Annotated in this window: 13 protein-coding genes; 6 read left to right on the forward strand and 7 right to left on the reverse strand. The window is 65.9% G+C overall.

Going from position 1 to position 14,063, the window contains the following annotated elements:
* From OE647_RS17750 to OE647_RS17760, 3 genes are all read left to right on the forward strand, one after another.
* Nucleotides 1–140 (forward strand): adenylyl-sulfate kinase (locus tag OE647_RS17750; RefSeq protein ID WP_263723144.1); only part of this gene is annotated, 140 nt, incomplete at its 5' end.
* A gap of 98 nt (nt 141–238) precedes the next feature.
* Nucleotides 239–1,024, forward strand: a complete 786-nt coding sequence (cysQ, locus tag OE647_RS17755) for a 3'(2'),5'-bisphosphate nucleotidase CysQ (RefSeq protein ID WP_263723102.1) — start codon at nt 239–241, stop codon at nt 1,022–1,024.
* Entirely contained in the window at nt 1,021–2,292 is a 1,272-nt protein-coding gene (locus OE647_RS17760) for a Coenzyme F420 hydrogenase/dehydrogenase, beta subunit C-terminal domain (protein ID WP_263723103.1), read from the forward strand. The genes cysQ and OE647_RS17760 overlap by 4 nt, the downstream gene beginning before the upstream one ends.
* Here the strand turns inward: OE647_RS17760 and OE647_RS17765 are convergent.
* From OE647_RS17765 to OE647_RS17795, 7 genes are all read right to left on the reverse strand, one after another.
* Nucleotides 2,289–3,338 carry a quaternary amine ABC transporter ATP-binding protein gene (locus OE647_RS17765; protein WP_263723104.1) on the reverse strand — a complete coding sequence of 350 codons (1,050 nt, stop codon included), beginning with the start codon at nt 3,336–3,338 and terminating at the stop codon, nt 2,289–2,291. The genes OE647_RS17760 and OE647_RS17765 overlap by 4 nt on opposite strands.
* A gap of 11 nt (nt 3,339–3,349) precedes the next feature.
* Nucleotides 3,350–4,381 carry an ABC transporter permease gene (locus tag OE647_RS17770; protein ID WP_263723105.1) on the reverse strand — a complete coding sequence of 344 codons (1,032 nt, stop codon included), beginning with the start codon at nt 4,379–4,381 and terminating at the stop codon, nt 3,350–3,352.
* An 84-nt stretch (nt 4,382–4,465) separates the two neighbouring features.
* Complete coding sequence (locus OE647_RS17775; RefSeq protein ID WP_263723106.1) at nt 4,466–5,428, reverse strand: ABC transporter substrate-binding protein; 963 nt, start codon at nt 5,426–5,428, stop codon at nt 4,466–4,468.
* A gap of 81 nt (nt 5,429–5,509) precedes the next feature.
* Nucleotides 5,510–5,896 (reverse strand): carboxymuconolactone decarboxylase family protein, encoded by a 387-nt coding sequence (locus tag OE647_RS17780; protein ID WP_263723107.1) that lies wholly within the window; start codon nt 5,894–5,896, stop codon nt 5,510–5,512.
* Nucleotides 5,893–7,350, reverse strand: coding sequence for an aldehyde dehydrogenase family protein (locus OE647_RS17785; RefSeq protein WP_263723108.1), 1,458 nt, complete (start codon nt 7,348–7,350; stop codon nt 5,893–5,895). The genes OE647_RS17780 and OE647_RS17785 overlap by 4 nt, the downstream gene beginning before the upstream one ends.
* Nucleotides 7,343–8,443, reverse strand: a complete 1,101-nt coding sequence (locus OE647_RS17790) for an aromatic ring-hydroxylating oxygenase subunit alpha (RefSeq protein ID WP_263723109.1) — start codon at nt 8,441–8,443, stop codon at nt 7,343–7,345. The genes OE647_RS17785 and OE647_RS17790 overlap by 8 nt, the downstream gene beginning before the upstream one ends.
* The gene (locus tag OE647_RS17795; protein ID WP_263723110.1) at nt 8,440–9,351 is read right to left on the reverse strand and encodes a MurR/RpiR family transcriptional regulator; all 912 of its coding nucleotides are present in this window, start codon (nt 9,349–9,351) and stop codon (nt 8,440–8,442) included. Before OE647_RS17795 ends, OE647_RS17790 begins: the two co-directional genes overlap by 4 nt.
* Before the next feature lie 69 nt (nt 9,352–9,420).
* On the opposite strand from OE647_RS17795, the gene OE647_RS17800 reads away from it, so the two are divergent.
* From OE647_RS17800 to OE647_RS17810, 3 genes are read left to right on the forward strand one after another with little or no spacing between them, the layout of a single operon-like run.
* Nucleotides 9,421–11,868, forward strand: a complete 2,448-nt coding sequence (locus OE647_RS17800; protein WP_263723111.1) for an FAD-dependent oxidoreductase — start codon at nt 9,421–9,423, stop codon at nt 11,866–11,868.
* Nucleotides 11,865–12,959: an alcohol dehydrogenase family protein gene (locus tag OE647_RS17805; RefSeq protein WP_263723112.1), complete on the forward strand. Its 1,095-nt coding sequence runs from the start codon at nt 11,865–11,867 to the stop codon at nt 12,957–12,959. Before OE647_RS17800 ends, OE647_RS17805 begins: the two co-directional genes overlap by 4 nt.
* Entirely contained in the window at nt 12,956–14,062 is a 1,107-nt protein-coding gene (locus tag OE647_RS17810; RefSeq protein ID WP_263723113.1) for a mandelate racemase/muconate lactonizing enzyme family protein, read from the forward strand. The genes OE647_RS17805 and OE647_RS17810 overlap by 4 nt, the downstream gene beginning before the upstream one ends.
* The last annotated feature ends 1 nt before the right edge of the window (nt 14,063 follow it).

The following is a 14,063-nucleotide window of genomic DNA, read 5'->3' on the forward strand; positions in this document are numbered from 1 at the left end:
AGTTCACCGGGATCTCCGACCCCTACGAGGAACCCGCAAACCCCGAACTCCGCGTCGAAACCGAAAACGTCGAGGTCGACAACTGCGCACACCAGGTCCTGCTCAAACTCGAAAGCATGGGGTTGATTGGCCAACAATGACGGGCAAGCGACCGGGCGTCCCAACGACCTGTCGCCCCCCCCTTTTCCGTCGCATTGGGCGGAGATGTCGGCTAGGACGATAATCGGAAGGAAGAACGATGCGCACCGCCGTCCCGGACCTCGCCGAACTCGCGCAAGCCCTTGTTCCTGTCACGCGCGAGGCTGGCCGCGTCATCATGGATCTTTACGCCGGAACCGTCGCTACCACGCTTAAGGGCGACGGCTCGCCGGTCACCGAGGCCGACCGGCGGGCCGAGGCGATCATCCTGCCCGCGCTTTCCGCTCTGGCCCCAGCTATCCCGGTCGTCTCCGAGGAGAGCGCCGCCAGCCATGGGTGCCGTCACGGCGGCCCGTTCTTCCTGGTCGATCCGCTGGACGGGACCAAGGAGTTTCTCAAGCGCGATGGCAAGGGAAGCTTTACAGTCAACATCGCGCTGGTCGAAGGAGGGGAACCTGCCCTGGGCATCGTGCTCGCGCCGGCGCTGGGGCGCCTGTTCATCGGCATTGTCGGGCAAGGTGCGCGGGAGCTTTCTGCCGACGGAACCGTCCGCCCGCTCTCTGTCCGGCAGCCGTCTGGCGATGCCCTTGTCGCTGTGGCGAGCGCCTCTCACCGGGACGCGGAAACCGAGGCCTGGCTGAAAGTCAACCGCATCGGCGACACGGTTTCCATCGGCTCCTCGTTGAAATTCTGCCTGGTCGCGGCGGGCGAGGCGGATGTCTATCCGCGCTTTGGCCCAACGATGGAATGGGACACCGCAGCCGGTGATGCGATCCTCAGGGCCGCCGGCGGCATGACCCTGGCACCGGAGGGCACGCCCTTCGTCTATCGCAAACCCGGCTACCGGAACGGCGCCTTCGTTGCTTGGGGCGGAGGCCGACCATGACCCCGACGGCGCGTTTTCTCCGCATTGTCGAGGATGGGTTGTGCATCGGCTGCGGCCTGTGCCAGTCCCTCGGCGGCACGGCCCGCATCCGGGTGGAGAAGTCGGAAGACGGCGAACTGCGCCCCACCGTTCAGGGCGCGCTTTCCGACCGCCTGGTCGATGCGATCTATGCGACCTGCCCGGGGGTGCGGGTTGAGGGCTTGCCACCGGATGCGCAGTCGCAGGCCCCGCGGATCGATCCGGTCTGGGGACCGATGCATCGGGTCTGTCTTGGATGGGCCGCCGATCCGACTGTCCGTCACGAAGGCTCTACCGCCGGGGTTCTGACCGCGCTTGGGCAATATCTGCTTCAGTCGGGCCGCGTCGATTTCATCCTGCACGTAAAGCCATCGACGCGGGAGCCGAGTTTTGGCGAAGCGGTCCTGAGCTGGACACCTTCTGAGGTGCTGGAAGGCGCCGGCTCCCGCTACGGGCCGACTGCGGTTCTGATCGACCTTGAAGCGGTTCTGGCGCTGGACCGCCCCTTTGCGGTGATTGCAAAGCCCTGCGACCTGAACGCGCTGCGAAACCTCGCGCATATCGACGAAAGGGTGGACCGGCTGATCCGCTACTGGTTGGCACCGGTTTGCGGCGGCTACATGCCCGACCGGTCGCTGACCGAGGTTCTGGAGGCGCGCGGGATCGACCGGTCAGAGGTGACGCGCCTGCGCTATCGCGGGAAAGGCTGCCCGGGGCCGACGACGATCGGCCGCACGGATGGCAGCGAGTTGTCCCTGCACTACCTCGATTTCTGGGGCGAGGACGAAAGCAGCTGGTCGCTGCCCTTCCGATGCAAGATATGTCCCGACGGGATCGGAGAGGGCGCCGACATCGCGGCGGCCGATACCTGGCCCGGCGCGAGCCCGGACCGCGTGGCCTCGCAGAGCGACCCGGGTGTGAACTCCATCCTCCTGCGCACGCGGGCGGGGATGGAACTGGTCGAGGCCGCGGTGCGGGACGGCGCGCTGGTGCTGGGCCGGGATCTGGACACCGCCTTCCTGGATGAGACCCAGCCGCACCAGGTCACCAAGAAACGTTTCGCCCATGCGCGCCACTCGGGGCTTCGGGATGCGGGATCTCTGGCGCCGGACTCTGTGGGGCTGAGGTTGGAAGCGCTTGCGGCGTTGAACGACGAAGAGGCCAACCGTGAGCAACGGGACGGCGCGCGGCGGCGTGCAAGTGGTCAGGAACACGCGTCCGAAAAGCGAAAGCGGGACGATCGATCCTAGCCTTCGCGTTGACGGGCGTGCCGCGGAACGAGGGCCTTGAACAGCTCGGTCATCGCGAGCGTACCCACAACGCGTCCGTCTTCAGCGACGTCGAAGATGTGGTCGGCCGCCCCGTTGGCGCGTTCCAGCGCGTCTTCCAGCGTTGCGCCCGCGTCGATCCGGTCCCGCCCTGTAGCGGCGTCGGCAGGCGCCATGACCGACCGGATCCGCAGGACCCGCGCCCGGTTGATGTCGCGCACGAAGTTCTCGATGTATTCGTCGGCGGGGTTGAGGATGATCGACTGCGGTTCGCCCTGCTGAACGATCCGCCCGTCCTTGAGCACGACGAGGTGATCGGCAAGCCTGAGCGCCTCATCGAGGTCATGGGTGATGAAGACGATGGTCTTGTGAAGCTCGCGCTGAAGTTCCAGGAGCAGCGACTGCATGTCGGTCCGGATGATTGGGTCAAGCGCCGAAAACGCCTCGTCCATCAGCATGATCTCCGCCTCGGAACAGAGAGCGCGCGCGATGCCCACGCGTTGCTGCATGCCGCCGGACAGCTGGTGGGGGTAGTTTTCCTCATACCCTTTCAGGCCGACCCTTTCGAGCCAGCGGCGGGCGTTTTCCTTCACGCCCGGTCCCGGCTCGCCCCGGATCGTCGGGGCCAGCGCGGTGTTTTCCAGTACCGTGCGATGGGGTAGAAGCGCGAACTTCTGGAACACCATGGACATCCGCGTCTGTCGTAGCCGCCGGAGCGCGTCGTGCGAGAGCCTGGTGATGTCTTCGCCATCCAGCAGGATTTCACCCGACGTCGGCTCGATCAGGCGGTTGAGGTGCCGTATCAGCGTCGATTTGCCTGAGCCGGACAGGCCCATGATGACGGTGATCTGTCCGGCGTTGATCTCGACGTTGATGTCTTCCAGACCCAGGACGTGCTGGTGCCTGACAAGAAGTTCCTGCTTGCCAAGACCGGCCTTTATCCTGGGCAGCATGGCCTTCGGGTTGCTTCCGAAGATCTTGTAGAGATTGCGGATCGAAAGTTTCGGCGGCACGGGCTGGTTGTTCAAGACGGTATCCCTCAATGCTTCGCCGCGCGGTCGACGCGCACAAGCGCGGCTTTGGTCACGCGGTCGAGGATGATCGCCAGGATCACGATGCCAAGCCCCGCGACGATGCCGACGCCCAGTTCCAGCTTGGCGATCCCGCGCAGAACGAGCGCGCCCAGCCCGGGGGCGGACACCAGCGACGCGATGACCACCATCGAAAGCGACATCATGATGGTCTGGTTGACGCCGGCCATGATGTTGGGAAGCGCCAGCGGGATCTGCACACCGAACAGCTTCTGGTTCTTTGACATGCCGAAGGCGTCGGCGGCCTCCAGCACGTCCTTGTCGACCAGACGGATGCCCAGATCGGTCAACCGGATGACTGGCACCACCGCGTAGACGATGATCGCGATCCCGTAGAGCTTCGACTCGGTCACGGAAAAGAGGAAGATGAGCGGGATCAGATAGACGAAGGTTGGCAAGGTCTGCATCATGTCGAGCAGCGGCAGGATCGCCGCCCGCAATCGGTCACTTCGCGACATGGCGATGCCGACGGGAATCCCGATCAGGATGCAGATGAAGGCGCAGACGAGAATGATCGCCAGCGTCTGCATGGCGTAGACGTAGTGATCGATCAGCGACAGCGCCAGCAGCGACAGCGCCACGAGCGCGGTGACCCGTGCCGATCGTGCGACGAGCTGGACGAGGACCATGAAAACCGGGATCACGATCCACCACGGTACCGCGACAATTCCGGTCAGCGCGCCATCGATGGCCCAGCTCAGCGGCTGCGTGACCGGATCGAGGACGAGCTTCATCGGGTCCTTGATGTTGAGAAACCAGGTTTCCAGGCCTGCGGTCAGGTCGCGCGATCGGGGAATGGCGCCGCAGGACTCGTGCAGAACGTCGAGCGAGGGGAATGGCATGTCCCACACGCCCGTCTCTCCGCTCTTGCCGCTGGCTTTCGCCAGAAGCTCGGCCATCGACATCGGGCCGCCCGACTTTGCCGAGGCACACCAGTCCGTCAGGCCAAGCGCCTCAAAGAGTGTCGAATATCCTGCCATGCACCCCTCTCCGGGTTGTCGGCCAAGGCTCCGGGGCCGTGTTGATGGAATGCGGGGGCGAAGGCCGCCCCCGCACCAATGGCCTCACTGAAGAAGCGCGGCCAGCTTGTCCCGCGCGGCGTCGTTCAGCCACGCGCCCCAAGCATCCTTGTACTCGGTAAGGAAGTGGACGGCGGCCTCGTCGGCCGAGGCGTTGTTGTCTTCCTGCCAGGCCAGGACCGCGCCCATCTGTGCGTTCGTGAAGCTGAGGTTCGACATCAGCGCCACAATCTCGGGCTCGCGCTCGGCAAATGCCGGCGTGACACCGGTCACGACCTCGGCAGGAGCGTAGGCCGTCTTTTGCGGGTTGGCGCAATCCACTGTCGCGACGCAACTCATGGCTTCGGGGTCATAGGGGCCGATGTCGACCAGAACCATGGGATACTTGCCTAGGAGCGAGGTCGGCTCCCAGTAGTAGCCAAGCCAAGGCTCCTTGGCTTCGTAGGCCGAGGCAAGCGATGCTGCCAGCGTCTCGCCCGAGCCATGGTTGAAGACCTCGAGGCTATGGCCAGCGAAGTCCCACACCTTCACCAGGTTGTCGTTCTTGACCCTGGCGCCCCAGCCGTCTGGAGCGTTGTTGAAGCGGCCGCCGACGATGGCGGGGTTCGCGAGGATGCCCTCCATGGTATTGGCCTCGGGATGAGCTTCGACAAGATAGGCGGGAACATACCAGCCCTCGACCCCGCCATCCGAAAGAACATGCGTCAGCGTCTTGATCTTTCCGGCCGCTTCAAGCTCGCCGTAGGCGGGCGTGGCTGTGGCCCAGAGTTCGGTCAGGATGTCGGGCTCGCCCGTTTCGGCGACGGAGGCCACCGCGGGCACGGACGACGACGGGACCACGGTCACGGTGCAGCCGTAGCCCTGTTCCATGATGAACTTCGAAATGGCGGTGACGATCTGGGCGGAGGCCCAGTTCATCTCGGTGATGCTGACGGACCCGCAGGCCGAAGCCATGGCTGCGGGAAGTGAAAGCGCTGTCCCCAGAACAAGTGTCTTGATCGTTTTCATCCGTGAGTTCCTCCATGTTTTTGCAAAGGGATTCCGCCGGGTGACTCCCGGTTCTCGCTGTATTCGCGGTAGTTGGGCGGCTTATCCTGTCCTTTCGTTCAGGACCTTTCGTGCGACGCGGAAGCATTCGAGCGCCTGCGGGACGCCGCAGTAGATGCCGACGACGTGGATGATGGCGCGGATCTCCTCGGGGGAGACGCCGTTGTTGAGGGCGCCGCGGCAGTGCACCTCCCATTCATGCATCTTGCCGAGCGCACCGATCATGGCGAGGTTCATCATCGAACGGGTCTTGGGGGGGATCACCTCGTCGCCCCAGCCGAAGCCCCAGCACCAGGCGGTCATCGCTTCCTGGAAGGGGCGGGTGAAGTCGTCGGCGGCCGCGAGGTTCTTCTCGACATAGTCCGCGCCCAGGGTCGCCTTGCGCTGCGCCAGGCCCTTGAGGAAAAGATCCTCGTCAAACGTGCTCATGCCGCGCCTCCCAGTCTGATCGCGATGTTCTTGGTCTGGACGTAATTCCAGAGCGCCTCGCGCCCCTTTTCGCGTCCGTAACCGGATTTTCCGTAGCCGCCGAAGGGCGTCTCGACGCCGCCGGCATACCATTCGTTGACGAAGACCTGGCCCGCGCGAAGGCGGCGCGCCGCGGTGGTGGCGCGGTCGAGGTCGCGGGTGAAGACGCCGCTGACAAGGCCGTAGTCCGTCGCATTGGCGATGGCGATCGCCTCGTCGTCGGAGCGGAATTTCAGGACTGACAGGACCGGCCCGAAGACCTCGTCCCGCGCGATGGCCATGTCGGGCGTGACCTTCAGCACCGTCGGCTCCAGGAACGCGCCAGGGCGGTTGAGCTTGCGCCCGCCCGTGACAACCGCCGCGCCCTCGGCCTCGGCGGCGCGGACCATGCCTTCGGCCCGGTCGCGCTGCCCCTCGCTCACCATGGCACCCATCGTGGGCCCGAACTCCGGCTGGTCGATGCCGGGGCCGACCCCGAGCGCGCGCGCCACGCCCGCGATGCGCTCCACCAACTCGTCGTGGATGCGTTCGGAGACGATCACCCGGCTCATCGCCGAACAGACCTGGCCCGCGTTGAAGAAGATGCCCCAGCGGACGTCGGACATGAACGCATCGAGGTCGGCGTCGTCATGGACGATTGCCGCGGACTTGCCGCCAAGCTCCAGCACGCAGGGCACGACGTTGCGGGCCGCCGCCGAGGCGATGGCGATGCCGGTCGGGACCGAGCCCGTGAAGACGATCTGGTTGACCTGCGGGTGGGCGGAAAGCGCCGCCCCCGCCTCGCCCCCCAGGCCGCAGATCACGTTGACCGCACCGGCAGGAAGGCCCGCGGCCTCCGCCGCGCGGGCGATGAAGGCGTTGGTGAGCGGGGTGAGTTCCGGCGTCTTGATCACGCAGGCATTGCCCGTGGCCAGCGCCGCCGACAGCGAGCGCGCCGTCATCTCGATGGGATAGTTCCAGGGGATGATCTGTGCCGACACGCCGTAGGGTTCGTGCGTGGTGAAGTCGAAATAGCCCTTGCCGAGCGGGATCGAGCGGCCTTCGACGGTCTCCGCCTGGTTGCCGTAATATTCGAAGTAGCGTGCCGCGCCCTGCACCTCGATCCGCGATTCCCAAAGCGGCTTGCCCTGTTCGAGGGTCAGGAGCCGCGCGATCTCCTCGATATGGTCGAGAAGGTAGCGCCCCATCGCCAGCACCATGCGCCCCCGCTCCACCGGGCGGAGGTCGGACAGCGCGCCGCTGTCGTGGCAGGCGCGCGCCGCCCGGACCGCGCGGTCCACGTCGGCGGCGTCCGCCAGCGCTTGCTCTGCCAGCGCCGCGCCGGTGCCGGGGTCGGTCACGCCGATCCGCCCGGCGCCGCCATCGACCCAGGCGCCGCCGATGTAGTTCTGCCAGTAGGGCGCGACGTCAAGCATCGACCGCCTCGCGCATCCATTGCTGGAGCTTCTGGATCGAATGTTCGGAGTTGAGCCCGCAGGCAGGGTCAAGAACCAGCGGCCCCGGCTTGTAGCCGCGGCTTTTCAGCCCCTTCGAGACGCTCTCGACGAGGCGGATGTCCTCCTCGACCGTCGTCGCGCGGTCCTGGATCGCAAGCCGCCGGATGACCTCGCTGTCCACCCCGCCCGGCGTGTACCAGCCGCGCCAGACGGTGCAGCTGTCCACATCATGCGCCCGCCAGTGATAGGTGTTCAGCACATTGCCCGGATAGACCTGGAACGAGAACATCGGCCAGAGGAAGAAGGACCGGTATTCGCCCCCGTGCGGCACCGAGGTGTCGATGGGATAGGTCATCTTCGACAGGTCCTGACACTCGGTCGTGTGGCGCAGGACGTAGCCGGTGGTCATCGGTTGGATGTCGTAGGTCTCGGGCCGGATCACCCCGGTCGCGAAGGTCGGGTGGTTGATCGCGCAGTGATAGCATTCCGAATAGTTCTCGACCGAGACCTTCCAGTTGCACTTCTCCGGGATCTCCACCCATTCGAGCGGCTGAAGCTGCGCGATGTTCGGGACGTATTCGCCAAGCTCCTCGCGCACGCCCGGATACCATTCATCCATGGGCGCCGCCTCGTCGTCGAGGTTGACGAAGATGAAGCCGTGGAAAAGCTCGGTGCGGACCGGGGTCAGGCAGATCTTCGAGCGGTCGAAGCCGGGAACCGACTTGATGTTCGGCCCTGCGCGCAGTTCGCCCGTCAGCTCGTAGGTCCAGGCGTGGTAGGGGCAGACGACGACGCGGGTCGTGCCCGATCCCTCGACCATCTGGTGCGCGCGGTGCTGGCAGACGTTGTAGAAGGTGCGCAGTTCGCCGTCGCGGCCGCGGATGCAGAAAAGGCTCTCGCCCGCGATCTCGAAGGCGAAGTAGTCGCCGGGATTGCGGACCTGGCTTTCATGTCCGGCGAACTGCCAGGTGCGGGCGAGCAGGCCCGCCATTTCCTTCCCGAAGATCGCGGGGTCGGTGTAGTAGCGCGCTTCTAGCGAATGGATGAGGGCAGGGACCTCGGGGGCGCTCATTCGTGTTTGTCCTTCTCTTCGACATAGATGCCGAGCGCGTGGCGCTGGCTGTGATAGCTTTCGATCGACGACACGACGTCCTCGCCCGCCTCGGCGATGATGAACGCGATCAGGACCTCGAAGAACGCCGTCAGCGCGACGGTCGAGATGAAGAACTGGGGCGTGTCTGTCGGGATGACGAACCTGTGCTGCGCGTCCGGCATGATCGGGCTTGCGAGGCTGTCGGAAATCGCGATGACGCGAACGCCCTGCGCCCGCGCGATGGCCACGGCCTCGACGATCTCGCGGCGATAGGGGCGGAAGGTCATCGCGATGAGGATGTCGCTCTCATTGGCGCGCGCGAGCCCGTCCACGGGCTGCGTCCCGCCCTGGGGAAGGGCCCGCACGCCGTCGATTGCCATGCCGGCCAGGTAGGCGAAGTTCTGTGCGATGGCGTTGTTCACCCCGACACCAAGCGCGTAGCAGCGCCGCGCCGCGACGATCTCGCGCGCGGCTCGCTCGATCGCGCGGTGATCGGTCGAGGCGAAGAAGCCCTCGATATTGTCGATGGCCGCCTCGGCGCTGGCGGCGTAAAGCGCGCCCATCTCGTCGCGCTGCGCCAGCGATTGCAGCCAGCGCGCGCGATCCGGGTAGGTCTCCCGCCCCTGACGGATCTCATCGCGGAAGATCTCGCGGAACGATTCGTAGCTGTCCATCCCGATGGCTCGGGACAAACGTACCAAGGTGTTCGGTTTCACGTCCGCCTTGGCCGCGAGCTGCCGGATCGAGCAGACCCCGATCTCATTGGGATTGTCCAACAGGAAACCTGCGAGTTTCGCCAGTTCCGGGGTAAGATCCGCGCGCGCCACTTGAATCCTTTCCAGGATTTCGTGGGATGTCGCGGGCGTTGGTTCATTTGTTTGATTCATGATTGACGAAATTACGGATGTTCTGTAGCGCTGTCCACAGAAAACATTTGTTCGAAAAGGAAGCGCTCAATGGTTCCCTCCACTGCCCGCGTGGTGATCATCGGCGGCGGCGTCATGGGCTGCGGCCTGGCCTATCACCTCGCCCATGAAGGCTGGACCGACGTTGTCCTGCTGGAGAAGGCGGAACTGACCTCCGGCTCGACCTGGCATGCCGCAGGCCAGATCACCCACTCCACCTCCAGCTACGGGCTTGGCAAATGCGTGGGCTACAACATCGACCTTTACTCCAAGGTGCTGGAGGCCGAGACGGGGCAGTCCGTGACCTGGCATGGCTGCGGCTCGCTGCGGCTGGCCTATACGGATGACGAGCTTGACTGGCTCCACCAGACCATCTCGGTCGGCAAGGGGCTCGGCTTCCCGATGGAGATCGTAGGGCCCGAGCGCATCCGCGAATTGCACCCGTTCTACAACCTCGACGGCGTCAAGGCGGCGCTGCACACGCCCGACGACGGCCATGTGGACCCGGCGGGGGCGGCCTTCGCGCTCGCCAAGGGCGCGCGGCAACTGGGCGTGAAGATCATTCGGCGCTGTCGGGCGACGAACGTCACCCAGCAGCCCAACGGCGAATGGCTGGTCGAGACGGAGCAGGGCGCCATCACTTGCGAGCATGTCGTCAACGCGGGCGGCACCTATGCGCGGCAGGTCGCGCTCTGGTCGGGATACGACCTGCCTGCGACCTCGATGACGCATCACTATCTCATCACCGACACGGTGCCGGAGTTCCTGAACCTCGACAAGGAACTGCCGGTGGTGCGCGATGACCGGCTGGTCTCGGGCTATATCCGGATGGAGCAGAAGAAGGGCCTGATCGGGATCTATGAGAAGGCCAAACCCAATACCGTCTGGGAGGATCACTGCCCCTGGGAGGCCGAGAACGAGCTTTTCGAGCCGGACTACGACCGCATCATGCCGTGGCTTGAAAACGCGATGGACCGGATGCCGATCCTGGCCGAGCTTGGGATCACCCGAGAGGTTCATGGCGCCATCAGCCATCCGCCCGACGGCAACCCGCTGATCGGCCCGGCGCCGGGCCTGAAGAACTACTGGTGCTGCTGCGGCACCCAGATCGGGATCGGCTGGGGCCCGGGCCTGACGCGGGAACTGGCGCGCTGGATCATCTCCGGCACGCCGGAAATCAACATGCGCGAATTCGATCCGCGCCGCTTCGGCCCCTATGCAGACCAGAAATACCAGATCACCAAGGCGAAGGAGGACTACCTGCTGCGTCACGAGATCCCGTTCCCGCATTTCAACCGCCTCGAAGGCCGGCCGGTCAAACCCTCCGCGCTTTATGAGGAGTGCAAGGCCGATGGCGCGGTCTTCGAAGAGGTCTACGGCCACGAGCGCCCGCGCTGGTTCGCGCCGGAAGGGATGGCGGCGCAGGACATCTACGGCTTCCGCCGCACGGGGCTTCACGACATCGTCGGCGCCGAGGTGCGCGGGGTGCGCGAGCGTGCCGGGATCATGGATATCTCGGCCTTCACCAAGGTCGAGGTTTCGGGCCCGCAGGCGCGCGCCTTCCTGGACGGGCTGGTCGCGAACCGGTTGCCCGCGCCGGGCCGTATCGCGCTGACCCATATCCTCAACGAAGCCGGTCGGATCGAGCTGGAAACCACGGTTGTCGGCCTTGCCGACGACCGCTTCTACCTCGTCTGCGCGGCCTTCTTCGAACAGCGGCTGGTCGATAACCTCACCTTCGCGCTGAAGGGGGAGGATGTGGCGATCACCAACCGGTCGTCCGACTGGGGCGCCTTCGCACTGAACGGCCCCAAGGCGCGCGACATCCTGGCCGCGACGACGACTGCCGAGCTGTCCAACGCGACCTTCAAATGGATGACCGCGCAGGAGATCGCCGTCGGTGGCCAGAAGCTTTGGGCCTTCCGCATGTCCTATGCCGGCGAGTTGGGATGGGAGTTCCACGGCCCCCGCGATGCCATCCTGGCCGCTTTCCGCGCCGTCAAGGCGGCGGGCAAGCCCCATGGCCTGGTCAACTACGGCTCCTTCGCGATGAACGCGATGCGGATGGAAAAGGCCTTCAAGGGTGCGGGCGAACTGACGAACGAGGTCACGCTGCCTGAGGCCGATGTCATGCGCTTCGTCCGGATGGACAAGGGCTTTCGTGGCCGGGCGGCGACCGAGGCGACGGCGGCCAAACCCCTGCGCTTCGTCTGCGTCTACCTGGAGGTCGCCGATGACGGCAAATCCGACGGCAACGGCGGCGAGGCGGTGCTTGCGGGCGGAAAACAGATCGGCACCGTCAGCTCGATCGCCTTCGGGCATGGCGTCGGAAAGCTTCTGGCCTTCGCCTATGTGAAGCCTGAACACGCCCTGCCGGGCACCGCGCTGGAGGTCGTCATCATGGGGGTGCCGCGCGCGGCGAGGGTCCTGGCCGAACCCGCCTACGATCCCGATAGCCTCAAGCCGCGCACCGATGCGCGCGAGGTGGCACAGGCATGAGCACGATGAAGGCGATGGTCCTTATGGGCCATGGCGACTTCGACCAACTTGTCTGGCGCGAGGACTGGCCGAAACCCGTCCCCGCCGCCGGCGAGGTGCTGATCCGCGTCGGGGCCTGTGGGCTCAACAACACCGATATCAACACCCGCACCGCCTGGTATGCGACCGAGGTGCGGGAGGGGATCTCAGAAAAGGGCGGCACCTCGGGGTTTGATGTGCAGGACGCCTCGGACGGGACCTGGGGCGGGCAACCCCTGACGTTCCCGCGCATTCAGGGTGCGGACACGGTAGGGCGCATCGAGGCCGTGGGGCCGGGCGTGGACCCTGCGCGGGTGGGCGAACGGGTGATCGTCGATCCCTGGCTGCTCGGGCCGGGGGACTGGATGGAGCCCGGCAACGCCCCTTACTACGGTTCCGAATGCGACGGCGGCTTCGCCGAATACACGACGATCCGCGCCAGCAACGCGCACCGGATCGAGTGCGACCTGAGCGATGCCGAAATCGCGACCTTCCCCTGCGCGCTGACGACGGCGGAAACGCTGGTTCTGCGCAGCGAGCCGCGACCGGGCGAGACGGTGGTCATCTCGGGCGCCTCCGGCGGTGTGGGCAGCACGGCGCTGCAACTGTGCAAGCTGCGCGGCGCGCGGGTCATCGGCATCGCCTCGGCCGCCAAACACGACCAGCTGCGGGCGGCGGGCTGCGACCTGGTGATCGACCGCGCCGTGCCGGATCTGGAAGCCGCGATCCGCGAAACCGCGGGCGGCCCGGTCGAGGTCGTTCTGGACGTGGTCGGCGGCCCGATGTTCATGCCGGTCGTCAGCGCGCTTCGGCCGGGGGGGCGCTACGCTTCCTGCGGGGCGATCTCGGGACCGATGGTGGAGTTCGACCTGCGCCGGCTGATCTACCGCGACCTGAAACTTTGTGGCGCGACGATCACGCCGCCGGGGACGATGGCGCGGCTCGTCAAGCTGATCGAGCGCGGCCAGATCAAGCCGCAGCTTGCCGCGACCTACCCGCTGCGGGACCTGCACGACGCGCAGCGCGCCTTCCTCGCCAAGAACCATGTCGGCAACATCGTGGTGACACCGTGAAGATTACCCGCATCCGGATCTTCAAGACCGGCCTTCCCTATGTGGGCGGTGCTTACGCCTGGGGGGCGGGTAATGCGATCACGGTCTCGCAGGCCTCGGTCGTGGTGATCGACACCGACGCGGGCCTGCAGGGCTGCGGGGAGTTCAGCCCCTGCGGCGAAAACTACATGGTGGCCCATTCCGAAGGCGTGGAGGCGCTGGCGCGCCTGGTCGCGCCCCGGCTCCTGGGCGAGGACCCGCGCCAGGTCGCGCGGATCGAGCAGATCCTGGACCACGCGGTGCAGGGACATGGCTATGCCAAGGCCCCCTTCGACGCGGCCTGCTGGGACATTCTGGGCCAGGCGCTTTCGGCCCCGGTCTGGATGCTTCTGGGCGGCAAGCTGACCGATGGCGCGCCGATGTACCGGGTCGCACCACAGAAGGCGACGGAGGAGACCCTGGCCGAGATGGAGCGCTACCGCGCCGACGGCTACCGGCAGTTCCAGATCAAGGTCGGCGGCGACTGGGCGGCGGATATCGACCGCATCCGCGACACCGTTCCGCTACTGAAACCCGGCGAGAAGGCCATGGCCGACGCCAATCAGGGCTGGCGGGTCGACAACGCGATCCGGGTTGCGCGCGCGACGCGCGATCTCGATTTCATCCTCGAACAGCCCTGCCGCAGTTACGAGGAATGCCAGCAGGTCCGCCGCGTCGCCGAGCAGCCGATGAAGCTCGACGAATGCGTGACTGGCATCCACGCCGCGCAGCGCATCGTCGCGGATCGCGGCGCCGAGATCTGCTGCCTCAAGATCTCCAACCTCGGCGGGCTCACCAAGGCACGGCGGGTCCGCGACTACCTGGTTGAAAACCGCATCCCGGTGGTCAGCGAGGACACCTGGGGGGGCGAGATCACGAGTGCCGTCGTCGCGCATTTCGCGGCCTCGACCCCGCCGGAATACCTGCAGAACACGACCGACCTGATGAACTACAACACCCGGTCCACCGGCATCGGCGGGCCGGTCGCGAAGGACGGCAAGCTTTACGCGACAGACACGCCGGGGCTTGGCGTGTCGGCGGATTTCGAAAGCCTTGGCGACCCGGTCGCCGTCTACGGGGCATGAG

The organism is Albidovulum sediminicola (assembly GCF_025751575.1).
Classification (GTDB): Bacteria; Pseudomonadota; Alphaproteobacteria; order Rhodobacterales; family Rhodobacteraceae; genus Albidovulum; species Albidovulum sediminicola.